General features: G+C 61.7%; 24 protein-coding genes and 1 pseudogene. 11 read left to right on the forward strand and 14 right to left on the reverse strand.

All coding sequences use genetic code 11. The annotated features are described in order from the left end of the window. Positions 1 to 459: 459 nt before the first annotated feature. The 3 genes from SOP85_RS20465 to SOP85_RS20475 form a co-directional block, all read right to left on the reverse strand. On the reverse strand, positions 460 to 1,329 hold the full coding sequence (locus SOP85_RS20465) for an isocitrate lyase/PEP mutase family protein (RefSeq protein WP_274076886.1): 870 nt from the start codon (positions 1,327 to 1,329) through the stop codon (positions 460 to 462). A gap of 149 nt (positions 1,330 to 1,478) precedes the next feature. After that, on the reverse strand, positions 1,479 to 2,510 hold the full coding sequence (gene astA / locus SOP85_RS20470; protein ID WP_323628054.1) for an arginine N-succinyltransferase: 1,032 nt from the start codon (positions 2,508 to 2,510) through the stop codon (positions 1,479 to 1,481). Positions 2,511 to 2,571: 61 nt separating this feature from the next. Further along, positions 2,572 to 3,588 carry an arginine N-succinyltransferase gene (locus SOP85_RS20475; RefSeq protein ID WP_274076888.1) on the reverse strand — a complete coding sequence of 339 codons (1,017 nt, stop codon included), beginning with the start codon at positions 3,586 to 3,588 and terminating at the stop codon, positions 2,572 to 2,574. Positions 3,589 to 3,931: 343 nt separating this feature from the next. Between SOP85_RS20475 and SOP85_RS20480 the strand changes: the two genes are divergently transcribed. Next, positions 3,932 to 4,504, forward strand: coding sequence for a histidine phosphatase family protein (locus SOP85_RS20480; RefSeq protein WP_323607991.1), 573 nt, complete (start codon positions 3,932 to 3,934; stop codon positions 4,502 to 4,504). After that, a complete protein-coding gene (gene cobF / locus SOP85_RS20485) occupies positions 4,504 to 5,259 on the forward strand; it encodes a precorrin-6A synthase (deacetylating) (protein ID WP_323628055.1) in 756 nt (251 codons plus the stop codon). The genes SOP85_RS20480 and cobF overlap by 1 nt, the downstream gene beginning before the upstream one ends. Here cobF and ftrA read toward each other — a convergent pair. Next, positions 5,242 to 6,222, reverse strand: a complete 981-nt coding sequence (gene ftrA / locus SOP85_RS20490; RefSeq protein ID WP_323628056.1) for a transcriptional regulator FtrA — start codon at positions 6,220 to 6,222, stop codon at positions 5,242 to 5,244. The two genes, cobF and ftrA, sit on opposite strands and share 18 nt — an antisense overlap. Positions 6,223 to 6,323: 101 nt before the next feature. Here ftrA and SOP85_RS20495 point away from each other — a divergent pair, with 101 nt between their 5' ends. The 3 genes from SOP85_RS20495 (at position 6,324) to SOP85_RS20505 (ending at position 9,185) form a co-directional block, all read left to right on the forward strand. Beyond that, positions 6,324 to 6,743 (forward strand): rhodanese-like domain-containing protein, encoded by a 420-nt coding sequence (locus tag SOP85_RS20495; RefSeq protein WP_274076892.1) that lies wholly within the window; start codon positions 6,324 to 6,326, stop codon positions 6,741 to 6,743. A gap of 360 nt (positions 6,744 to 7,103) precedes the next feature. Continuing rightward, positions 7,104 to 7,883 carry an ABC transporter substrate-binding protein gene (locus SOP85_RS20500; RefSeq protein WP_323628057.1) on the forward strand — a complete coding sequence of 260 codons (780 nt, stop codon included), beginning with the start codon at positions 7,104 to 7,106 and terminating at the stop codon, positions 7,881 to 7,883. Between the two features lie 189 nt (positions 7,884 to 8,072). Beyond that, entirely contained in the window at positions 8,073 to 9,185 is a 1,113-nt protein-coding gene (locus SOP85_RS20505) for a succinylglutamate desuccinylase/aspartoacylase family protein (RefSeq protein ID WP_323628058.1), read from the forward strand. Positions 9,186 to 9,197: 12 nt separating this feature from the next. Here the strand turns inward: SOP85_RS20505 and SOP85_RS20510 are convergent, their stop codons facing one another. Continuing rightward, the gene (locus SOP85_RS20510; RefSeq protein ID WP_323628059.1) at positions 9,198 to 9,815 is read right to left on the reverse strand and encodes a hypothetical protein; all 618 of its coding nucleotides are present in this window, start codon (positions 9,813 to 9,815) and stop codon (positions 9,198 to 9,200) included. A gap of 30 nt (positions 9,816 to 9,845) precedes the next feature. Between SOP85_RS20510 and SOP85_RS31440 the strand changes: the two genes are divergently transcribed. Both SOP85_RS31440 and SOP85_RS20520 read left to right on the forward strand, forming a co-directional pair. Beyond that, positions 9,846 to 10,217 carry a DUF2515 family protein gene (locus SOP85_RS31440; RefSeq protein ID WP_442967930.1) on the forward strand — a complete coding sequence of 124 codons (372 nt, stop codon included), beginning with the start codon at positions 9,846 to 9,848 and terminating at the stop codon, positions 10,215 to 10,217. 295 nt (positions 10,218 to 10,512) lie between these two features. Beyond that, positions 10,513 to 11,229, forward strand: a complete 717-nt coding sequence (locus SOP85_RS20520; protein ID WP_323628060.1) for an alpha/beta hydrolase — start codon at positions 10,513 to 10,515, stop codon at positions 11,227 to 11,229. 3 nt (positions 11,230 to 11,232) lie between these two features. Here the strand turns inward: SOP85_RS20520 and SOP85_RS20525 are convergent, their stop codons facing one another. The 7 genes and pseudogenes from SOP85_RS20525 to SOP85_RS20555 all read right to left on the reverse strand — a co-directional run bounded on the left by SOP85_RS20525 (position 11,233) and on the right by SOP85_RS20555 (position 16,133). After that, positions 11,233 to 11,805, reverse strand: coding sequence for a hypothetical protein (locus SOP85_RS20525; RefSeq protein WP_274076898.1), 573 nt, complete (start codon positions 11,803 to 11,805; stop codon positions 11,233 to 11,235). Between the two features lie 100 nt (positions 11,806 to 11,905). Next, positions 11,906 to 12,175: pseudogene (locus SOP85_RS20530) on the reverse strand (type II toxin-antitoxin system RelE/ParE family toxin). Next, on the reverse strand, positions 12,165 to 12,341 hold the full coding sequence (relB, locus tag SOP85_RS20535; RefSeq protein WP_406592310.1) for a type II toxin-antitoxin system RelB family antitoxin: 177 nt from the start codon (positions 12,339 to 12,341) through the stop codon (positions 12,165 to 12,167). The pseudogene SOP85_RS20530 and the gene relB overlap by 11 nt, the downstream one beginning before the upstream one ends. Positions 12,342 to 12,414: 73 nt before the next feature. Further along, entirely contained in the window at positions 12,415 to 13,203 is a 789-nt protein-coding gene (locus SOP85_RS20540; protein WP_274076899.1) for a hypothetical protein, read from the reverse strand. 336 nt (positions 13,204 to 13,539) lie between these two features. Next, on the reverse strand, positions 13,540 to 14,721 hold the full coding sequence (locus tag SOP85_RS20545; RefSeq protein ID WP_323628062.1) for an acetyl-CoA C-acetyltransferase: 1,182 nt from the start codon (positions 14,719 to 14,721) through the stop codon (positions 13,540 to 13,542). A gap of 11 nt (positions 14,722 to 14,732) precedes the next feature. Next, entirely contained in the window at positions 14,733 to 15,398 is a 666-nt protein-coding gene (locus SOP85_RS20550) for a CoA transferase subunit B (protein WP_027925229.1), read from the reverse strand. A gap of 36 nt (positions 15,399 to 15,434) precedes the next feature. Further along, positions 15,435 to 16,133, reverse strand: a complete 699-nt coding sequence (locus tag SOP85_RS20555; RefSeq protein WP_274076901.1) for a CoA transferase subunit A — start codon at positions 16,131 to 16,133, stop codon at positions 15,435 to 15,437. 175 nt (positions 16,134 to 16,308) lie between these two features. Here SOP85_RS20555 and SOP85_RS20560 point away from each other — a divergent pair, with 175 nt between their 5' ends. Continuing rightward, positions 16,309 to 17,211, forward strand: coding sequence for a LysR family transcriptional regulator (locus tag SOP85_RS20560; protein WP_274076902.1), 903 nt, complete (start codon positions 16,309 to 16,311; stop codon positions 17,209 to 17,211). Positions 17,212 to 17,331: 120 nt separating this feature from the next. Here the strand turns inward: SOP85_RS20560 and SOP85_RS20565 are convergent, their stop codons facing one another. After that, positions 17,332 to 18,174, reverse strand: coding sequence for an NAD-dependent protein deacetylase (locus SOP85_RS20565; protein ID WP_274076945.1), 843 nt, complete (start codon positions 18,172 to 18,174; stop codon positions 17,332 to 17,334). 130 nt (positions 18,175 to 18,304) lie between these two features. Next, positions 18,305 to 19,351 (reverse strand): class I SAM-dependent methyltransferase, encoded by a 1,047-nt coding sequence (locus tag SOP85_RS20570; protein ID WP_274076903.1) that lies wholly within the window; start codon positions 19,349 to 19,351, stop codon positions 18,305 to 18,307. A gap of 415 nt (positions 19,352 to 19,766) precedes the next feature. On the opposite strand from SOP85_RS20570, the gene SOP85_RS20575 reads away from it, so the two are divergent. The 3 genes from SOP85_RS20575 (at position 19,767) to SOP85_RS20585 (ending at position 22,826) form a co-directional block, all read left to right on the forward strand. After that, positions 19,767 to 21,101, forward strand: a complete 1,335-nt coding sequence (locus tag SOP85_RS20575) for an acetamidase/formamidase family protein (protein WP_323607978.1) — start codon at positions 19,767 to 19,769, stop codon at positions 21,099 to 21,101. Positions 21,102 to 21,244: 143 nt separating this feature from the next. Beyond that, positions 21,245 to 22,084, forward strand: a complete 840-nt coding sequence (locus SOP85_RS20580; protein ID WP_323628064.1) for an HvfB family MNIO-type RiPP peptide maturase — start codon at positions 21,245 to 21,247, stop codon at positions 22,082 to 22,084. Then, positions 22,077 to 22,826, forward strand: a complete 750-nt coding sequence (locus SOP85_RS20585; RefSeq protein ID WP_323628066.1) for an HvfC family RiPP maturation protein — start codon at positions 22,077 to 22,079, stop codon at positions 22,824 to 22,826. The genes SOP85_RS20580 and SOP85_RS20585 overlap by 8 nt, the downstream gene beginning before the upstream one ends. The last annotated feature ends 12 nt before the right edge of the window (positions 22,827 to 22,838 follow it).

Consider the following 22,838-nt stretch of genomic DNA (forward strand, 5'->3'; position numbering starts at 1 on the left):
GTTGGCTGTGCTGGCGTCATCGCTGGCAAGCCAGCTCCTACAGGTTTTTTGGGTGCTGCCGGGATTTGTGCCTGGCGGTGATCCCTTGTAGGAGCTGGCTTGCCAGCGAAGGCGGTGAGTCAGGCGACGGAGGTGTTGGCTGTGCTGGCGTCTCGCTGGCAAGCCAGCTCCTACAGGTTTTTTGGGTGTTGCCGGGATTTGTGCCTGGCGGTGATCCCTTGTAGGAGCTGGCTTGCCAGCGAAGGCGGTGAGTCAGGCGACGAAGGTGTTGGCTGTGCTGGCGTCATCGCTGGCAAGCCAGCTCCTACAGGTTTTTTGGGTGTTGCCGGGATTTGTGTCTGGCGGTGATCCCTTGTAGGAGCTGGCTTGCCAGCGAAGGCGGTGAGTCAGGCGACGCAGGTGTTGGCTGTGCTGGCGTCATCGCTGGCAAGCCAGCTCCTACAGGTTTTTTGGGTGCGATTACTCTTTGACGTGCATGAACTCTTCCGCCCAACGGATGTATTCCTCCGGCTGGGTGTAGGTATGCGTCAGTTCAGTCGCGCTCAGGTCCGATGCCTGGGTAAAGATCTGACGCTGTTCGCGCAGGCTGTCGTACGTCGCCTTGATGGCGGCGAAGTAGGCACCGTGGCCGTCGATGACGACGCGCACGCCCAGTTCGGCCAGGCGTTTGTCGTCACGCAGCAATGGATTGCCGTAGGTCACCAGCATCAGCGGCACGCTCAGGTGCTCGGCGATTTGTTCCAGATGGTCGAAATCCTTCACCCCCACCATGCAGATGCCATCCGCACCGGCGGCCTGGTACTGCTTGGTGCGGCTGATGATCTCCTGGACCGGCAGAATGCCCGCGTGGGTGCGGGCGATGATGGCCATTTCCCGGTCACACCGGGCTTCCAGTGCCGCACGAATCTTGCCGACACCTTCGGCGACCGTGATCAGGTCCGTGGACTTGCGGCCAAATTGGGCTGGCAACAGGGTGTCTTCGATGGTCAGGGCGGCCACGCCGGCCCGCTCCAGCTCGACGATGGTGCGCATGACGTTGAGTGCGTTGCCGTAGCCGTGGTCGGCGTCGGCGATCACCGGCAATTGGGCGACGCGGCCGATACGGGTGGCCTGTTCGGCGAACTCGCTGAGGGTGATCAGGGCAAAATCCGGGGCGCCCAGTACCTGCAATGACGCGACCGAGCCACCGAGGATCCCCACCTCGAACCCGAGGTCTGCGGCGATGCGTGCCGACATCGGGTCGAAGACCGACGCGGTGTGGTAGCAGGTGTTGGACGCGAACAGTTGACGAAAATTGCGGCGCAAATCTTGATGAGAAAGCCTGGACATATGAGTTCCACCAATGGAAATGGAAGGGCTTGAGCAAAAGTGTCAACGCCGAAGATGTGAAAGGCTATCACGGGGGCAGGTCAGGAATGATGACGAATTTAGCGGTTTTCCGGCCACAGGCGTCAATCTTGTGGCGAGGCAGGGCGCCTTTACGCCGCCACGGCCTGCTGCTGTCGGTTGGGCAGCGCCACTGCTCGCACCGAGTCGCCGGGTTGCAGCTGCAGGCGTTTGGCGGTGAGGCGGTCGACCAGCAGGATGTCGCCCCTCAATTGCGCCGGGGCGGCGGTGATGCGACAGTTTTCCAGGCGACGATTGTGGATCAGCCAGGTCGGTGCCTGGTCGTCCGGGGGGCCGATCGCCAATGCCAGGAGTCGGCTGTCGCGCACGGTGCGAATGGCCGAAACCGGCGCTTCGATGACCGGGCCCGCGTCGAAGATGTCGATGAAGCCCTGGTGGGAGAATCCTTCGGCCGTGAGGATTCTCAGTGCCGGCTCGGCATCGTGATGCGGCTTGCCGATCACGGCTTGGGCCCGTTCGGTGAGCAGGCAGGTGTAGAGCGGTTGCCGTGGCATCAGCTCGGCGATGAACGATTTGTTGCCCAGCCCCGACAAATGCTCGGCATGACTGAAATCCATCTTGAAAAAGTGCCGGCCCACACTGTCCCAGAACGGTGAACAACCTTTTTCGTCGGCACTTCCGCGCAGCTCGGCGATCATTTTCTCGCCGAACAGGTGCGGGAACTCCGCCGCCAGCAACAGGCGTCCCAGCGTGAGTAGGCGGCCGTTGCTGCCCCGGCGCTGGTTGGGGCGCAGGAACAGCGAGCAAAGTACCGATTGACCGGTCATTTCATTATTGAGGAACAGGGTCGGGATTTGCCGCGAAATACCCAACGCGGGTGAAGAACTGACCGTCAGCCCGAGCCGATAGTTGTACCAAGGCTCGCGCAGGCCAACCGCGCCGGTCATGGCGCTGACGCCGAGCACCTGCTGGTCGTCGTCTTCAAGGACAAACAGGTAATCGGCGTCGGCGCGTTCGACCTGCTCGGCGAAGGTTCTTTGGACCCAGCGCAAGCGGTGGGTCAGGCGCTCTTCATTGACCAGGGGCGTCAAGTCGCGACCGGCCAGGCGGCTCAGCGCCAGCAGGGCGGGCAGGTCGGTCACCTGGACCGGGCGCAGGATCATGCGGGCGTGCCTTGTGCAAGCCCGTTCGGGTGTTGTCGACGGGAATCCTGGCGTTTGTTACTCACAGCGCGATCAGCCGGACGTTGCTGCCTTCAGTCACCTGCAGCGCCTGGCACATCTCGCAGTCCAGCCCCACGGGTTGACCGGCGCGGTAGTCGAGATCGGCGACGATGGCGCGATAGTGCCCAAGCGCATCGTTGCTGACCAGATACCGGCCGCGGGCATCGATGGATGAAACGGGCGAGACCAGCGCGGTCTGGCTCTGCGCAATCGAGCGAATGTCGCCGGTGCGTGCCTGCAGGGTCGGGCCGCCATCGAACAGGTCGACGTAGCTGGTGGTCTCGAACCCTTCGCGTTCAAGGATATCGAAGGCTTCCTGGCCATCGGGGTGGATGCGCCCGATGCAGTCTTGCGCGGCCTGGGGCAGCATCGGCACGTAGATCGGGTATTGCGGCATCAGATGGGCGAGGAACGACCGGCTTTCCAGGCCGCAGAGCCGCTCGGCCTCGACGTAGGGCAGGTCGAAGAAGTGCTTGCCCACGGCATCCCAGAAGGGTGACTGGCCGTCATCGCTGCTGAAGCCGACGATTTCGCTGATCACCGCGTCGGCAAAGCGTTGTGCATGGGCCGCAATGAACAGCAGGCGTGCCCGCGACAACAGTTCGGAGTGGGGCGTGCGCACCAGCGCCGAATCGATATGGAAGCCGCGCAGCAAGGTGTGGCCGTTGAGGTCGTGGCACAGCGACAGGGCAGGCACGCCGTGCTCGATGTTCAGCTCGCGCGAGGCGCTGGTGAAAGGGCGGTTGCGCAGGCTGTAGAAGGGTTCGCTGAAACCGGCCGTGGCGACGATTTCCGAGCAGCCCACCAGGCGCCCGTCCGCCTGGTTTTCCAGGACAAAAAAGTAATTTTGCGGGCCGGGACACTCGGCGTTTTGATCCAGCGATGTGCAGGCGTCGACAATCCTGTCACGCAATCGGGCGCTGTCATCGGGCAAGGACGTGACGCCCACCAGGCTTTCGCGGGCCAAGCGCTGCAATTGGGGCAGGTCGGTGGGTTGCACGGTGCGCAAGACCAGCATGGGTGCACTCCTGTATCAAAGAGCTCGGCGACCGGCCTTCGCATGAGGGCATCCCGGCTCCTGCTGGATGAGGTGTTTCGTTAATCCGTTGAAAACAGTATTTGTATAGAGCGCACTACATGTCTAGTTAATTTTGACGGGACTTTTCCAAGGTCGAACAGGCGGGAAATAGCTGTCAGCGGCGGATGAAGGGGATGTTGAAGAATCGTGTAGGGCGTCGCCCTTGAAGCGTGTTCGAATCGTTGAAATGACAACCCCTGACGAACTTTCTTACGGCACAATTGGGCAATGACTTACGGCCAGGTGCCGATTTTCCTTTCTATCCAACAGAGTGATTTTTTTCGTGCAGGCGACCCGATTGACCCTGATCTGCCACGCTCGAACCCTTGCACAGAAACAGGCACGCTTTCCCGTGGACGAACCCCTGGAGATGGATTGGCAAGCGGCGCGGGGTTCCCGAGGGGCACGCTTCAAGGAGGCCTCGCGCTTGTTGTGCGGGCCGGAGTTGCGCACCCGACAGACTGCCGAGCTGTTCGGCAAACCAGTGGAAGTCGTCGCAGACCTGCGCGATTGTGACTTCGGCGATTGGCGCGGTAAACGCATCAACGACCTGCAGAAAAACCAGGCCGAATCACTAAAGGACTGGCTCGCCGACCCGCGCTCAGCGCCCCACGGCGGCGAGTCGGTGGTGCAAGTCGGCGAGCGCGTCGCCGCCTGGTTGAAAACCCTGGAAGCGTTGCCCGGCCATGTGCTTGCCGTGACCCATCCATTCATCCTGCGTGCCGCGTTGATGCATGTGCTGCAGGGGGCGGCCTTCAACCTGATCGATGTCGAGCCGCTGTCGACGATAGATCTGCAGTTTCATGGTTGCTGGCGGCTGCGGCTGCCGTGCAGCGATAACGAGGGCATGTCCTGATGAAAACACTATTGGTCATCGGCATCGGTGCCGGCAACCCCGACTACATCACCCTGCAGGCCGTGAAGGCGCTGAATCGGGTCGATGTGTTTTTCCTCATGGACAAGGGCCAGGACAAGGACAAGTTGATCGACCTGCGCCGCGAGCTATGCGAGCGCCACATCACCGATCCGCACTACCGCTTTGTCGAGGCCCGGAGCCCGGAGCGCGAGCGTGGCGAGGTGGACTACAAGACCAGCGTCGATGAGTTGAACCTGGCCAAGCAGCAGACCTTCGAGCGCCTGATCAATGAGGAGCTGGCGGATGACCAGTGCGGCGGTTTCCTGGTGTGGGGCGACCCGGCGCTGTACGACAGCACCATTCGTATCCTGCAGGCGATCCTGGCTTCAGGCACCTGTACTTTCGAGTTCGAGGTGATCCCCGGCATCACCAGCGTCCAGGCCCTGGCCGCGCAGCACAAGGTGCCCCTCAATCAGATCGGCCGTTCGGTCGAGATCACCACCGGCCGGCGCTTGGCAGCGGGGCAGGTGAGCGATGCCGACACCCTGGTGGTGATGCTCGATGCCCAGGATGCCTACCAGCATGTGGCGGACCAGCAGACGCAGATCTACTGGGGCGCCTATCTGGGCACGCCGGATGAAATCCTCATCAGCGGCAAGCTCGGGGAGGTGGCGCAGCAGATCGAGCGGGTGCGCAAGGCGGCCCGGCAGGCCAATGGCTGGATCATGGACACTTATCTATTGCGCAAGCCCTGAAGCACGGGTGCGCCCAAACCGTTCCCGGTACACCGACGGCGGCACGCCGACCACGTTGCGAAAGGCCACGCGGAAGCTTTCCACCGACCGATAACCGCAGTGATGGGCGATCTGCTCGGTGTGCTGGTCGGTGCTTTCCAGCAATTCCCGGGCGCGGCCCAGGCGTTCATGTTGCAACCAGGTCTTGGGCGACTGGCCGCTGGCTTCGGTGAAACGGCGCAGGAAGGTGCGCTCGCTCATGGCGGCTTCGCTGGCCAGGTCGCGAACCTCCAGCGGTTCGTGCAATCGCTCCCGAGCCCACTGCATGACACGCGAAAGATCACTGCGTGGCGTCGGGCTGACCGGCGTCGGAATGAACTGCGCCTGGCCCCCGGTGCGTTGCGGTGACATCACCAGGCGCCGCGCCACCGAGTTGGCGACTTGGGTGCCGAAGTCCCGCGCCACCAGATGCAGGCAGGCGTCGATGCCGGCTGCGCTGCCGGCCGAGGTGATCAATTGGCCCGAATCGACATAGAGCACGTCCGGGTCCACCAGGATGTTCGGGAAGCGTTCGGCCAGTTCCGTTGTGTAGCGCCAGTGCGTGGTGGCGCCGCGACCGTCGAGCAAACCGGTGGCGGCCAGCACGAACACCCCCGAGCAGATCGACAGCAACCGCGCGCCCCGGGCATGGGCCTGGCGCAGGGCGGTCAGCAGCTCCTCGGGTACTGCAGCCTGGCGATCGCGCCAGCCGGGAATGATGATGGTCCGCGCCTCTTGCAGCAGTTCCAGGCCGCCATCGGCCAGTACCTGGATGCCACCCATGGCGCGCATCGGGCCTTGATCGACGGCCGCGATCTGATGGCTGTACCAAGGGAAGTCGAACTCCGGCCGGGCCAGGCCAAAGATCTCCACGGCGATGCCGAATTCGAAGGTACACAGGCCATCGTAGGCGAGGATCGCGACCAGTCCTGGAGAAAAATGCATTTGGCGGAAAGTTCCCGGTGAGTGTCTTGTGCGCCACTTTAGCCGTTGATGGTGGGCAGATAAAGTCTGTTCACACCCACCGACATCCCGGAGCCTTGCCCATGACCAGCCTCGTTCGCGAAATTCCCGCCGCCCCTTCGGCCATTGCCTTGATGCATTTCAGCAACCGCCTGACATTCGAAACCGATTGTTCCGATGTTTACGCCAGCCAACAGGCTGGGGAAGTCGATTTCATTCTGGTGGATGTGCGGGGGCCGTTGGCCTTTGATCGGGGGCATGTGCCGGGTGCGATCAACATTCCGGGGCGACTGCTGACTGCCGAGGGCTTGCGCGGTTACCCGAAAACCAGTCTGTTTGTGGTCTATTGCGCAGGTCCCCACTGTAATGGCGCGAACAAGGCGGCGGTGAAGCTGGCGGCGCTGGGTTACCCGGTGAAGGAAATGATTGGCGGCGTGACCGGGTGGCTGGATGAAGGGTTCGAGTTGAGTGCGGCGAATGCCGCTATTGGCTGCGCCTGCTGACCCCCCTGTAAACGCTGGCCTGTCGGGTCGGCGCATCGCAGCGCTGGCGGCGAAACGGCCACCATCGCATCGCCAGCAAGCCGGCTCCTACAGATTCGCGTAACGCCACAGATTCAACATAAGCCCACAAATCCCGTAGGAGCCGGCTTGCTGGCGATGAGGCCCGAAAGTCCAACGCAATGTTCAAGTCCGCCTTCGCCGGCATGTCTGCCGCTTGCCGGCCACTTTCTATAACTATTTGTCGCCTCGAAATAATTTACCCTGTGATAGCCGCTCTAGACTGCCGGCCACTTCGGTCCCCCGGCCACAAGCCAACGACCGAAAGCTGCCAATAAAAGTCTCCGCACACAGGAGTTATAAATGAAGAAGCTAGTGATGTTCGGTGCCCTGGCACTGTCGATGTTGTCCCTGACCGCCGTGGCCGCGGATGCCAAGCCGATCCGCATCGGTATCGAAGCCGGTTACCCGCCATTCTCGATGAAAACCCCTGACGGCAAGCTCACCGGTTTTGACGTGGACATCGGTGACGCCCTGTGCGAGCAGATGCAGGTCAAGTGTACCTGGGTCGAGCAAGAGTTCGACGGCCTGATTCCGGCACTGAAGGTCAAGAAGATCGACGCCATCCTGTCGTCCATGACCATCACCGACGATCGCAAGAAGAACGTTGATTTCACCATCAAGTACTACCACACCCCGGCACGTTTCGTGATGAAGGAAGGTTCCGACGTCAAGGACCCGTTGACCGAACTCAAGGGTAAGAAAGTCGGTGTACTGCGCGCCAGCACCCATGACCGTTTTGCCACCGAAGTGCTGCAACCGGCGGGGATTGTCCTGGTGCGCTACGGCTCCCAGCAGGAAGCCAACCTGGACATGGTGTCCGGTCGCGTTGACGCGCTGCTGGCCGACTCGGTCAACCTGGACGACGGTTTCCTCAAGACCGACGCCGGTAAGGGTTTCGCGTTCGTGGGGCCTGAATACAACGATCCGAAATACTTCGGCGGTGGTGCCGGGATTGCCGTGCGCAAGGGCGATACCGCCCTGGCCGAGCAATTCAACAAAGCCATTACCGAAATCCGCGCCAACGGCAAGTACAAGCAGGTGCAGGACAAGTACTTCAAGTTTGACGTCTACGGCGAGTAATCGAGCCGTTCAAAAAAGTGGCCCCGTTGACGCGGTGGCCATTTTTTTTCGCTCATGATTTATCCTGCAATCACATTTCCCCCCTGTAGGAGCTGCCGCAGGCTGCGATCTTTTGATCTTTCTTTTAAAAAATCAAAATCAAAAGATCGCAGCCTGCGGCAGCTCCTACAGAGAAATCGGAGTTCTGCCATGCAACGCATCGACCATTTGCTGCCCTGGAGCCACCTGGGAACCGAGCGCACCCTCAGCGTATTCCGTTATGGCGCGGGCACTCGCAAGGTCTACATCCAGGCCAGCCTGCACGCCGACGAGCTGCCGGGCATGCGCACCGCCTGGGAGCTCAAGCAGCGCCTGGCTGAACTCGAAAGCCAGGGCCAATTGCAAGGCGTGATCGAACTGGTGCCAGTGGCCAACCCCATCGGTCTCGACCAGCACCTGCAGGGCAGCCACATGGGCCGCTTCGAACTGGGCAGCGGCAAGAACTTCAACCGCTCGTTCGTCGAACTGAGCGCTCCGGTCGCCCAGCGGGTGGGTGATCGTCTGGGCAGCGATGCCGAGGCCAACATCGCCCTGATTCGCCAGGCCATGGGCCAGGTGCTCGACGACCTGCCGGCCCCGGCGTCGCAGCTGGAAGCGATGCATCGCCTGTTGCTGCGTCACGCCTGCGACGCCGACATCACCCTCGACCTGCATTGCGACTTCGACGCGGCGATTCACCTCTACGCCTTGCCGCAGCACTGGCCGCAGTGGCAATCGCTGGCGGCGCGCTTGAAAGCCGGGGTGGCGTTGCTGTGCGAGGATTCCGGTGGCAGCTCCTTCGACGAATCCTGCTCCTCGCCCTGGTTGCGCCTGGCCCGGGCTTTCCCCGAAGCCAACATTCCACCGGCCAACCTGGCGACCACACTTGAGCTTGGCAGCATGGGCGACACCCGGGTCGATCAGGCCCGGGCCAATTGCGAGGCGATCCTGGGCTTTCTCGCCGAACAGGGTTTCATCAAGGGCACCTGGCCGGCGGCACCGAGTGAGTGCTGCGAGGGAATGCCGTTCGAAGGCACCCAATACCTGTTCGCACCGCATCACGGCGTGGTCAGCTTCCTGCGCGAGGCCGGTGCATGGGTGGAGCAGGGCGATGCGCTGTTCGAAGTGGTCGACCCGTTGAACGACAAGGTCACCACCGTGCGCGCGGGCACCAGTGGCGTGCTGTTCGCGCTTGATCGCGGGCGCTACACGCAACCGGGCACCTGGCAGGCGAAAGTGGCCGGGCGCGAGCCGATTCGGGTTGGGAAGTTGATTAACGATTGAGGAGGGGGAGGGTCATTGCACCCCCCGTGATCGGTGGATGCCTAATGTGATGAGGTAGCGCTCTTCCGTGGGGCGTTTTACATCCTTGAAACGGCTAACTACCAGCATCAGTTGGTACTTGTCACCTGCACGCCAGTAAGCTTTTCCAACGTTGTTTACATCTCGCAATTGGGCACGCCATTGCGGGGTGTCGGCGAACGATGGGAAGTCTTGGACCCGGATGGGTACCCAGCCAGCGTTGCGCCATTGCTCCTGCAGATCGAGTACGACCTTGAGGGTGTCGTCGAGCAATAGTGGCTCGACTTGTGGGGACATGCGGACACCGTCGATCCGTTCATTACGTCCAAAACCCACTGTGAAGAAGCGGGCCAGTGGAGTCACAAAACCATACTCAGGATCTGCAAAACGCAGTCGGGCATCAGACTTGGGAACATTGAACCAGGAGTGCCCTGGTATCACGGGATCGATTCTTGCGCTGGAGCGCTGGCGCATGGCTTCGTACGGCTCGCCAATTACCAGCGAAATTTCCGGTTCATCCGATAGCGCCTCAATCGCTGTCCACGTAAGGAAGGCAGCGACCGCCAGTGCCAACACGCCGCGTCGCCGCCCGATGCGATGCATCAGCCTCATCGGACGCCTCCACCCCAGGCGATATCCCGAATGGATCGCTCAATCTGCTCGCGCTGGTCGCCGTGCAGCAGATCATCAAATTGCTTCGCCGCCCTGAGCACGAAGGGCATGCGTTGGTTGATATCGGCCAAGTTGGCAACGGGGTTGTTGCCAAAACCAATAGTGCGTCCGTCATCGACGGAGCTCCTGCTGGCCTTTGAGGCGATTGAGGCGGGTAGCATCGCCGAAAGTGTTGAGCATCTGGCCAAACACGAGCAGCGAAATATTCTGCAATCCGCCATGTATGACAACTGGGGGCTGAAATGGCTGCTGCGCGGTAACCATGCCTCATACGTCACCAACCTGCCCTCCGGTGCTGCCCAAGCCATCGAACTGACCATCATGGTCAATTCCGAATTTTAGTGTTTCCTCTCCGATCGGCCACAGCACCGGATGCTGACCACTCCCATAAATATTCTTTCTTGAAGCCAGGCAATCCTTCAGCGCCTCCAACCCCCGTTCCCTGTAGAACACATGCAGCGGATACACATCCGCATGGCAAAATGCCGCGCTCAGGGTTCTATGCGAGGGCGTCAGGCGTAAATAAGACCTTTCCTTGTCTGCTGTAGGCTGATTCCGTAATCGGGCCGGTGGTGGGAGTCGCTGGGACGAAGGTGTTAGGCTCTATCCGAATCCTGCGCACGGTGAAGGAAGGTTTATGCTGAAGTTTCTCGCTCTGTTCACGTTGCTGGCATCCGCCACTGTCCACGCTCAATCCCCCCTGCAAACCGACCTGCCGCTCAAGTACCTGGAGCAGGCCAACGCCGATTCCCGCGAGCAGCCGCTGGTGATTTTTCTCCACGGCTACGGCAGTAACGAGCAGGATCTGTTCGGCATCAAGGATGAGTTGCCCGGCGCGTACAACTACCTGTCTGTGCGGGCGCCGATGGTGATGCAAGAGGGGAGTTACCAGTGGTTTCGCAAAAAAGGCGAGGGTGCCTACAACGGCGAAACCGATGACCTGAAGTCCAGCGGCCAGTTGTTGCTGGATTTCGTCGTACAGGCGACGAAGAAATATCACACACAACCGGAGAAGGTGTTCCTGGTGGGTTTCAGCCAGGGGGCGATTATGTCCTACGAAGTCGCCCTGCGCCATCCCGAGGCGGTGGGCGGGATAGCCGCGTTGAGCGGGCGGATTCTGCCGGTGCTCAAGTCTGAGTTGAAACCGGATGAAAAACGCCAGTCGCTGGCGATTTTCATCGGCCATGGCACGGCGGACCAGCGTCTTCCCTTCAGCGATGGCACCGAGGCCAACAGCCTGTTGCAGAGCGTGTCACTGGAACCCGAGTTCCACGCTTACCAGGGTGTCGGCCACAGCATCAGTGCCGAAGAATTGCAGGATTTGAGCGCCTGGTTGCAGCGTCGTAACCCCTGAGGCTCATTTGCCGCTGACTATCTGCTTGATCAGGGTTTCGTGGGCAGCCATGTCGCCGGGGCGGGAAATGACCTGAATCACCGTCATGTGGTTGCCCGAAGCCGCCATCAACGTGGTGTTGAGGGTCATGCCACCGCCCTGGGTGGCGGTGCTGTCGACCTGGCGCACGCCCAGGCCCGTTTTCTTCAGGGTCAGGCTTTTTTCGCTGAGCTTGTTGTAGTCCGCCAGGGCCTTGTGTTGCGCCGCGTCGAAGTCGGCCGCCGTGCCGTCGAGGAACTCGCCGTCGTTGTCCTTGACCTTGACCCCTTCGGGCAGGTTGTTCTGCGCGGCGATCACCACAGTCTTGGTGGTTTCGTTGGAATACATGGTGCCGCTCGCACCGGTGGGGCTGGCGGGCAACGGGTTGGCCACAAAACCCTTGGGCAGGGTGAAAGTGAACTTGCCGTCGAGCATCGAGACTTTCTGACCCTGCACCGTCTCCTTTGCAGGGGCCTTGGCCGCCTGCACATTCAAAGCCCCCAGGCTGGCAGCCGCCGCCAGCAACAGGACAACGGCTTTTTTACTCAACAGTGACATCAAAATCTCCAGGGTTGGTCGCGCGGTGGGGCGTGATCATCCCATGGGGGCTGCGAGATGTTCCAGCATGGGCTAACGGACGGTCGTTGATGCTTCGGAATCAGGGGTATTCCTGCCGGGCATGTAACACACTCAGGATCTGGATTTGATCCGTCACTTGATAGACCACCAGGTAATTGGGATGCACAACAATTTCTCGTGTACCGGGAAGTCGGCCACATCGATAGAGGTAGGGATATTCGGGGAGGGCTTATGTAACCGTTTCTATAGCCTGATGGAGCTCCAGAGCCGCTACGAGGTTATGGTCGCCAAGATAATTCAGGATTTTCGATAGATCGGACCGTGCCTCCGGATGCCACTCAACCCGCATCGCGCTGGTTGCGCTTTGACTGCAGGAGGGCGCGCATTTCGGCCATCACTTGATCATGCGGGATGTTTGGGCGCGGATCATCCAGGGCTGCCTGTACCTTGGCTCGGAACCAGCGGTTGTCTGGATGAAGTACATCCCTTCCAATGGCGCCGGGTGTTGACTTCATCGATAAATCGTAACCACTTGACGTCTGACGGCCAACCGGAAAAACATGTAGGAAATAGGCTCGATTTCTTGCGCTACTCGTTCGAAATAGTTGAACGTGTTGCCTGGGGCGCGGGTTTTGCCAGCAACCGCCGGGTGACGCCGAGCATGGCCACCGAGACGGCGACGCCAACCCCGAACCCCATCAGGCCCAGGCTGGGCACGGTCAGCGTGACGACCAGGCAAAAGGCCGAAAATGAATACATCCCGGTGGCCGTCGCCCGCAGCAACGCCGCGGTAAACGCCGGGCCCCGGGTTTGCTGGGAGAACACCGCCATCACGCTACCAAGCACCGGGAACACGGCGAGCAGGCCGCTCCAGCGATCGCCGACGGTGCTGGCGAGCCAAGTGACGGCGAGGGTCAGCAAGGCGCCGGCGACCATACGCAGCAGCAGTTTGTCGGACTTTGGCGCCGGGCCTGAAACGATGGGCTGCACAGCCGGGAACAGGTACGGCGCGGCCAGCAGTGCGATGGCGGCGGCGATCACCGAGATCGGCAGCGACGGCGGGAGCAAGGACAGGATCACGGCGAGCAGGGCCCAGACCAGCAACGAGATCGTCAGTGCCAGTGGCCATTTTGCCCGTTGCGCGACCTGGGCATAGGTCACGCAGAAGGCAATCATGGCGAACATCGCCGACAGCGCGGCCATGGCCGATTGGGCGGCGAATGCCTGGCCCTGTTCGATGGCGAGGAAAAACAGAATCGGCCCGACCACCACCGGCAACCCCGACAACCATCCCGCCACGCTTGGCCCCCAGCGTTTGCCGGCCAGGGAAATCAGCAGCAGAAAGCCTGGAATCACCAGCAGTTTAAGCATCAACACGCGCACTTCTCCGTCCTGTGAGTGGCAGCAACGGTAGCATTTTGCGGGATGATTTGCTCTATAGATGGGCGGGTTTTGTATACAAAACCCGGCATTCGATGCGAGGCGCCAATGAGGGCGACATATACCTTGTAGGAGCGAGCTTGCTCGCGAAGGTCGTCAACGATTACGTGGAAGTTCTGACACCCCGCAGCGTTTTCAGATTTTTTCGCGAGCAAGCTCGCTCCTACAGGGACCAAAAAAAAGAACCCGGTACGACGTGAATCGTACCGGGTGTTTTGCCAGGCGTGCACGGATCTTCGTGGGTCCCCGCGCCGTCTGTTAAACGCTGTTGGCTTAAGCGCGTTCGAGCGCCAATGCCACGCCCTGGCCACCACCGATGCACAGGGTGGCGAGGCCTTTTTTGGCGTCACGCTTGATCATTTCATGCAGCAGGGTCACCAGCACGCGGCAGCCCGAGGCACCGATCGGGTGGCCGAGGGCGATGGCGCCGCCGTTGACGTTGACCTTGTCCAGGTCCCATTCCAGGTCCTTGGCCACGGCCAGCGATTGTGCGGCGAAAGCTTCGTTGGCTTCGATCAGGTCAAGCTGGTCGATGGACCAGCCGGCCTTGTCCAGGCAGCGGCGAGTAGCCGACACCGGGCCGATGCCCATGATCGCCGGGTCGACACCGGCGTTGGCGTAGGCAGCGATTTTTGCCAGTACCGGCAGGCCCAGGGCCTTGGCTTTTTCGGCGCTCATCAGGATCACGGCGGCGGCGCCATCGTTCAGCGACGAAGCGTTACCCGCGGTCACCGAACCGTCCTTCTTGAAGGCCGGCTTGAGCTTGCCCAGGGATTCGGCGGTGGTACCGGCCCGTGGCTGCTCGTCGGTGGCGAAGGACAGTGGATCGCCCTTGCGCTGTGGGATCAGGATCGGCGTGATTTCATCGACAAAACGCCCGGCTTCGATGGCCGACACGGCTTTCTGCTGCGAGGCGGCGGCGAAAGCGTCCTGTTGCTCACGGGTCAGGTTGTACTTCTCGACCAGGTTCTCGGCGGTGATGCCCATGTGGTAATCGTTGAACGCGTCCCACAGGCCGTCGCTGATCATGGTGTCGACGATTTGCGCATTACCCATGCGCAGGCCGGTGCGGGCACCCGGCATGACGTAGTTGGACAGGCTCATGTTTTCCTGGCCGCCGGCGATGATCACCTCGGCGTCGCCGCAACGGATCGCCTGGGCGCCCAAGTGCAGGGCCTTGAGGCCCGAACCGCAGACCTTGTTCAGGGTCATGGCCGGCACGGCGAACGGCAAGCCGGCCTTGATCGACGCCTGGCGCGCAGGGTTTTGCCCGGCGCCGGCGGTCAGCACCTGGCCCATGATCACTTCATCGACTTCGGCCGGGTCCAGGCCGGTTTGCGCCAGCAACTGACGGATCACCGTCGCGCCCAGGTCAACGGCGGAGACGTTTGCCAGGGAACCCTGGAAACTGCCGATCGCGGTGCGCGTGGCGGCAACAATGACGACTTCTTGCATGGAATGATTCCTCACTGGTCGGCGAATTGCATTTCTGGAACGTGGTCCGGCACGATCAGTTTACCAGCGGTTTTGGCGACGATTTCCTCGACGCTGACACCCGGTGCACGCTCTTTCAAAATGAACGCACCGTTTTCGATTTCCAGGTAAGCCAGGTCGGTCAGTACGCGCTTGATGCAACCGGCACCGGTCAGCGGCAGGCTGCAGTGGTCCAGCAGCTTGGACTCACCGTCCTTGGAGGCGTGGGTCATGATGACGATGATGTTGTCTGCACCGGCCACCAGGTCCATGGCGCCGCCCATGCCCTTGACCAGTTTGCCGGGGATCATCCACGAGGCGATGTTGCCTTGCACGTCGACTTCAAAGGCGCCCAGAACGGTGAGGTCGACATGGCCACCGCGGATCATCGCGAAGGACTCGGCCGAGGAAAAGATCGACGCGCCGGTACGAGCGGTCACGGTCTGTTTGCCGGCGTTGATCATGTCGGCATCGATGGTTTCTTCGGTCGGGAACGGACCCATGCCCAGCAGGCCGTTTTCCGACTGCAGCATGACTTCCATGCCTTCGGGAATGTAGTTGGCGACCAGGGTCGGAATGCCGATGCCCAGGTTCACGTAGAAGCCGTCCTGCATTTCGCGGGCGACGCGTTGAGCCATTTGTTCGCGGGAAAGTGCCATTGTTGTTATTCCTTCATTCGGTCCGGGGGCAGGGGATCACTTACGTACGGTGCGCTGTTCGATGCGCTTCTCGAACGTGCCGCAGATGATCCGGTCGACGTAGATGCCAGGGGTGTGGATCTGCGCCGGGTCCAGCTCGCCGGGTTCGACGATTTCTTCGACTTCGACCACGGTGATCTTGCCGGCGGTGGCGGCCAGCGGGTTGAAGTTCTGGGCGGTGTGGCGATAGATCACGTTACCGAAATGGTCGGCTTTCCAGCCTTTGACGATGGCGAAGTCGCCGGTGATGGATTCTTCCATCAGGTACTTGCGGCCATGGAATTCGCGCACTTCCTTGCCATCGGCAACCGGGGTGCCAACGCCGGTGGCGGTGAAGAAGGCCGGGATGCCGGCGCCGCCTGCGCGCATTTTTTCGGCGAGGGTGCCTTGCGGAGTCAGCACGACTTCGATTTCGCCCTTGAGCAGTTGCTCTTCGAACAGCTTGTTTTCGCCGACGTAGGAGGCCACCACTTTGCTGATCTGGCGGTCGGTCAGCAGAACGCCAAGGCCGAAACCGTCGACGCCGCAGTTGTTGGAAACCACGGTGAGGTCGCGGGTGCCCTTGCGCTTGATCTCGTTGATCAGGTTTTCCGGGATACCGCACAGGCCGAAGCCGCCAGCGATCACGGTCATGCCGTCTTCAAGACCGGCCAGGGCTTCCTCGTAGGAACTCACGCGCTTGTCGAAACCTGCCATATGCACCTCTTTTATTCTTTGTGGGCGGCTGGCTAGCCGAATGGGATTGAGTGTCGCGCCACGAGATTCATTTGTTAAGTTGTTTTTTTGGCTTGATTGATTGATAAAGCTCATTAAACCGCTGCTTCAATCTTGCCGCTTGAAGCTTGCAGCTTATAACTGGAGCAAAGCGACCATGACCATCAAGCAGATCCGCGCCTTCCTGGCCGTGGCCCAGAGCCTGAGTTTCGCGGTGGCCTGCGAGCGCCTGCACCTGTCGCAATCGGCCCTGAGCCTGACCATCAAGGCCCTGGAAGAAAGCCTGGGCGGGCGCCTGTTCACTCGCAACACACGCAATGTGGCGTTGACTGCCGAAGGCGAAGCCCTGGTGCCGCTGGCGCGCCGCCTGATCGCCGATTGGGACAATGCCGAGGATGATCTGCGCCAGCGTTTCACCCTGCAGCGCGGGCGCGTGACCCTGGCGGCCATGCCATCGTTCGCCGGCAACCTGCTGCCGCCGATCCTCAAGACCTTCCGCGCGCGGTATCCAAAAGTCAACGTCACGGTCAACGACGTGATCAACGAGCAAGTGCTGGAAATGGTCCGTGACCGCCAGGTGGAACTGGGCGTGGCGTTCGAGCCGACCCAGAGCTCGTCGCTGCAATTCACGCCGTTGTACATCGATCGCTTCGTGGCGGTGGTGCCCGCTGATTCGCCGTTGGTCGAACTGGAGGTAGTCGACTGGCCGACCTTGCTCAAGGAACCGTTCATCACCTTGCAGCGACCGTCGACGGTGCGAGTGATGCTGGAGGAACACTTGCAAGCCCGGGGCATGAAGTTGCCGGTGGAGTTCGAAAGCCATCAACTGGCGACGGTGGGGCGGATGGTTGCCAGCGGGCTGGGCGTGAGCGCCGTTCCGGCACTGTGCGCCGGGCAGATGCGTGAACTGGGGGCGCGCTGCATCACCTTGCGTGATCCGGTGGTGGAACGGGCGCTTGGGGTACTGACGTTGCCGGGCGGGGAGTTGTCGGCGGCGGCGCAGGCGTTGTTTGATGTGCTCAAAGAAGAAAACCTCGGCGAGCGAGTTTTCATGAGCTGATCACAAGTCCCCCCTGTGGGAGCCAGCCTGCTGGCGATGGCGGTGTATCAGGCGCGGGAGATGTTGAATGTGTCGGCCTCATCGCCAGCAGGCTGGCTCCCACAGAGGGATTGGGTTGTGTCAGGTGTTCAGGCGCTGTGCCAATAATGGCAATAGCTGTTCGCAGGACATTTCTATCTTCAAATCCAGGATTTCATCCGCCCGGGTCTTGCCCAGATTGATCGCCAGCAACGGCTTGCCCTGATCCACCACCGCCCGGCACAGGCGAAACGCCGAGTACGCCATCAGCGACGAGCCAACCACGAGCAACCCGGCCGCCTTTTCCACCGTGGCCATTGCTTTTGCCGCAGTTGCCTGTGCGACGTTCTCGCCAAAGAACACCACGTCCGGTTTCATCCTCTCACCCGCGCAATGCGGGCAACGCGGGACCTGGAAGCGTGCTTCGAAGGCTGCATCCAGCAGGGTATCGCCGTCCGGGGCCTGCACCGCGTCGACGCCGGCCAAATATGGGTTTTGCGTTTCCATCAGTTGCTGGATCGAATCGCGCTCACTGCGTTTTCCGCAGTCCAGGCACAGCACCCGGTGCAGGCTGCCATGCAGTTCGATCACGTCATGACTGCCGGCCTGGTCGTGCAGGGTATCGACGTTCTGGGTGATCAAGCCGCTGATCCACCGGGTGCTCTGCAAGCGGGCGAGGGTGTCGTGGGCCACGTTCGGTTGTGCCTGACGCACCCGCGGCCAGCCCAGCATCGCTCGCGCCCAGTAACGCCGCCGGGATTCGGGCGCCGAGAGAAATTCCTGGTACATCATCGGCTGGCGGCCGCGCCGCACGCCCTGGTTGTCGCGATAGTCGGGAATGCCCGACGGCGTGCTGATGCCGGCGCCGGTCAGGACCGCGAACGGCTCGTCGGCCATCAGGTGCTGGAGGCGATCGAGTTGTTCGTGGATCTGGTGGTCGAGCATCTTCAACACTCCGGGGGCCACGGACGAACGCATGTAGGAGCTGCCGCAGGCTGCGGTCTTTTGATCTTGCTTTTTAACATCAAAATCAAAAGATCGCAGCCTGCGGCAGCTCCTACAGGGTGCGGGCGGGTTACTTGCGTGCTTCAAGGATCAGGTTGAACGGCGTTTCCGTGGCCCGGCGGAAACTCGAGAACCCGGCCTCGCTGAACACCTTGCGCAACCGCGCCTCGCCTGCCTGGGCGCCGAGGCCGAGGCCGACTTCCTGGGACAGCGAGTTGGGCGTGCAGATGAAGGTCGAGGCGGCGTAGAACAGCCGGCCGACCGGGGTGATGTTGTCGTCCAGCGAGTCGTTGGCGAAAGGTTCCACCAGCAATACCGTGCCGTCCGGCTTCAACGACTCGTAGGCGTGTTTGGCCGCGCCCACCGGGTCGCCCATGTCGTGCAGGCAGTCGAAATAGCAGACCAGGTCATAGTCGTCGCCGGGGTAGTTCTTGGCCGTGCCCTGGAAGAACTGCGCGCGGCTGGACACGCCACCTTCTTCGGCGCGCTGGGTGGCGACCGTGACGGACGGCGCGTGGTAGTCGAAGCCGACGAACCGCGAGTTCGGGTACGCCTGGGCCATGATCACCGTCGACGCGCCATGGCCGCAGCCGATGTCGGCGACCTTGGCGCCTTCCTCCAGCTTGGCCACCACGCCGTCCAGGGCCGGCAACCATTCGGCGATCAGGTGCGCCTTGTAGCCGGGCCGGAAGAAGCGTTCGGTGCCGCTGAACATGCACGGATGGTGATCGCCCCACGCCAGGGCGCCGTCGCCGCGCATGGCCTTGACCAGTTTGTCCTTGTCATGGAAAAACGATGCAACCACACCGATGCCACCGGCGATGTAGACCGGAGAGTCTTCGATGGCCAGCGCCAGGGCTTGCTCTTCGGGCAGGCGGAACTGGCCGTCGCGGTGTTCCATGTAGCCGGAGGCGGCGTGGGCGCTCAGCCATTCGCGCACCAGGCGGGGGTTGCAGCCGGTCTTGTCGGCGAGCGCTTGGGGGCTGATCGGCTGGCTGTCGGCCATGGCCCGGTACAGGCCGAGTTCTTCGCCGAGGATGACGTTGGCCAGCATCGCCGCGCCGCCCATGTCGCCCACCAGTTTGCCCATGAAATCGTTGAGTCTGGCCTCGTCCATCACGTGTGCTCCTTTGCAAGGATCACGGTCCGGAGGCTTTGTCTGTCCGGGCGGTGGTCGTGGGAATGAACAGGACGCTGAGCAGCTCCTGTGTGCATTAAGTTTAGTTTGCATACCGTGCAGAGTGGCCTGGAGCGACGAAAGTCCCCTGACCGATACCGACCCCCTGTGGGAGCGGGCTTGCTCGCGAAAACGGTGGACCAGTCACAGCCTTTTTGACTGAAAGACCGCTTTCGCGAGCAAGCCCGCTCCCACAGGGATTGTGGTCATCCGCAAATGTGTGTGTATCCCACTGTATCTAACTGGCCCCTCGATACAGTCCCGCTCTATTGCTGGTTATTGCCGAACACAGACCAGATACAAACCTGCGCTGAACTGTGAGGACTATTCGCGCCTGACACCGTAGAGGATCACCATGACAACGCTTGTGCCTCAACCCACTCTCAATGCCACGCCGGTCAATCGCCTGCGGGTCGATCGCTACACCAACGGCATCATCGGCCCGAGCCAGCCGATGCTCGGCCCGCTGGCCGACGGCGGCACGCTGATCACCGGGACGCCGCCAGGTTGCTGGGGGCCGATGATCACGCCAGCGTTCGAGGGCGGCCATGAAGTGACGCAGCCGGTGGCCATCGCCGGGGCGCAGATCGGCGATGCCGTGGCGATCACCATCAAAAGCATGCGCGTCACGTCGCTGGCCACTTCGTCCGGGGTCATGAGCTTCGTCGAGGGGCGCTACAACGGCGATCCGTTCGTCGCCAAATTCTGCTCCAAGTGCGGCACCGAGCATCCGGCCAGCCATGTCGAAGGCATTGGCGAGGACGCGATCCGCTGTAACCACTGCGGCGCCGAGGTCAGCGCCTTTCGCTTCAGCCACGGCTATGTGATTGTGTTCGACGCGCAGAATCAGGTCAGCCTGACGGTCAACCAGGACATCGCCAATCAGCTGGCCGGCAAGGCCTCCGAGATGTCGGCGCTGCCGGAGTTCGCCGCGCAGCATTCGATCCTGTCCCTGGCCCGCGCCGACATCCCCGGCGTCGCCGCGCACATGCGCCCGTTCCTCGGCAACATCGGCACCCTGCCGTCCCGGGATATTCCCGACTCGCACAACTGCGCCGACTTCGGCCAGTACCTGATCAACGCCCCGCACCGTTTCGGCATGAGCCGCGAGGAGCTGCACGCGGCCAAGACCGACGGCCACATGGACACCAATTCGATCCGCGAAGGCTGTGTGCTGATCTGCCCGGTGAAAGTGCCGGGGGCCGGGGTGTACATGGGTGACATGCATGCGCAGCAAGGCAACGGCGAGATCGCCGGCCACGCCACCGATTGCTCCGGGGAAACCGAGGTGGTGGTGCAAGTGGTGAAAAACCTGACGCTGGAAGGGCCGATCCTCCTGCAAAACCTCGATGACCTGCCACCGATGGCGCGGCCGATGAATGCCGGGCAGCGCGCGAAAGTCCGTGAGCTGGGCGAGCGTTGGGGGCAACACGAGATCGAACAGAGCGGCCCGATCACCTTCATCGGCAGCGGCGAGAACCTCAACCTGGCGGTGGAGAACGGCTTGACCCGCGCCGCCGCGGTCACCGGCCTGCCCTATGACGAAGTGCTCAATCGCGCCACCATCACCGGCTCCATCGACATCAGTCGCCTGCCCGGTACCGTGCGCGTGACCTTCCTGTGCCCGATGGACGTGCTCGACTCCATGGGCATCGGTGATCTGGTGCGCGAGAAATACGACCTGGCGTAAAGCCGGGCAGCGGGTCTGTATCAGAGTGTATACAGACCCACTGCCGATACACGCTTTGCGGTTTTCTGTCAGCACGCCACACAGACCCGATACATCCCTTCGATTAACTGTGATGACGTTCTGACAACCTTGGAATCGACATCATGCACACCTCCATCACATCAACCAGGGCCAGCGCCGGGCTCGGCCTGCGTCGCGGCTTGATCAAGGACCTGCTGGCCGCCCCGGCCGGCCATTTCGACTTTCTCGAAGTCGCACCGGAGAACTGGATCGGCATCGGCGGCGCCCACGGCGCGGCGCTGCGGACCCTGGCCGAGCGCTATCCGTTGTCCTGTCATGGCTTGTCCCTGTCCCTGGGCGGCCCCTCGCCACTGGACGTCGAATTCCTGCGGGAGGTGCGGGTCTTCCTCGATCACCACCAGGTGCCCCTGTACAGCGAGCACCTCAGTTACTGCAGCGATGACGGCCACCTGTATGACCTGTTGCCATTGCCCTTCACCGAAGAAGCGGTGCATCACGTCGCCGCGCGCATCCGCCAGGCCCAGGACATTCTCGGCCGTCGCCTGGCGGTGGAAAACGTCTCTTACTACGCCGCCCCGCAGCAGGACATGGACGAGGTGACGTTCACCAACGCCGTGCTGCGCGAAGCCGATTGCGACCTGTTGCTGGACGTCAACAACGTGTACGTCAACTCGATCAACCACGGGTTCGATCCGCGTACCTTCCTGGCCGGGATCGACGCGAACCGGGTGGTGGCCATGCACATCGCCGGGCACTTCGATGAGTCCGATACCCTGAAAATCGACACCCATGGCGCCTCGGTCAAACCCGCGGTTTGGTCGCTGCTGGCCGACGCCTACGGCCGATTCGGCGCGCAACCGACCTTGCTGGAAAGGGATTTCAACTTTCCGGCGTTTTCCGAACTGGTCACCGAGTTGCAGACCATTCGCCGCTTGCAGACCGAGGAGGTGAACCGTGGCTAAGCGCACGCTGCACGACCAGCAAAACAGCATGGGCCTGTACTTGCGCGATCCCGAGCGCTACGCGCCGCCGGCGGAAATGGACCCGGCGCGGGCCGGGGTGTATCGCGACCTGGTGTTCGCCAACCTGTCGTCGTTGATCAGCGGCACCTTTCCGGTACTGGTGAAGATTCTCGGTGATGAGCACTGGCGGATATTGGTGCGAATCTTCCTGCGCGACTACCGCGCCCATACTCCGAAATTCGGTGAAATCGCCGAGGAGTTTCTCGAGTTTCTGGCTTCCGGGCCTGAGGCGTTGATCGATGGACCCTGGCCGCCGTTCATGGTCGAGCTGGCGCATTACGAATGGGTGGAAATGGCCCTGCAACAATCCGAGGCCGAGCCTTTGTCCGGCGGCGATGCCGATGGCTTGCTGGATCGACCTTTACAGGTTTCGCCATTGGCCTGGCCCTTGGCGTATGCCTGGCCAGTGCAACTGGTCGGACCCCAGTATCAGCCTGATACACCGCCGGATCAGCCGACGCTGTTGCTGGTGCGCCGGGACCTGGATTTCAGCGTGAAGTTTTCCGAGTTGAGCCCGTTGGCGTTTCGGTTGTTGCAGCGCATCGAGGAATTTCCCGGGCAGACCGGACGTGCACATCTGCAGGGGTTGGCGGCGGAGGCGGGGATGACGGAGTCTGTGGAGTTTATTGAAAGCGGTCTGGGGTTGTTGCGGCAGATGCAGGGGGAGGGCGTCATTGCTTGAACGAACATGGAT

It is taken from the genome of Pseudomonas sp. YuFO20 (assembly GCF_035064975.1).
Lineage (GTDB): Bacteria > Pseudomonadota > Gammaproteobacteria > Pseudomonadales > Pseudomonadaceae > Aquipseudomonas > Aquipseudomonas putida_AE.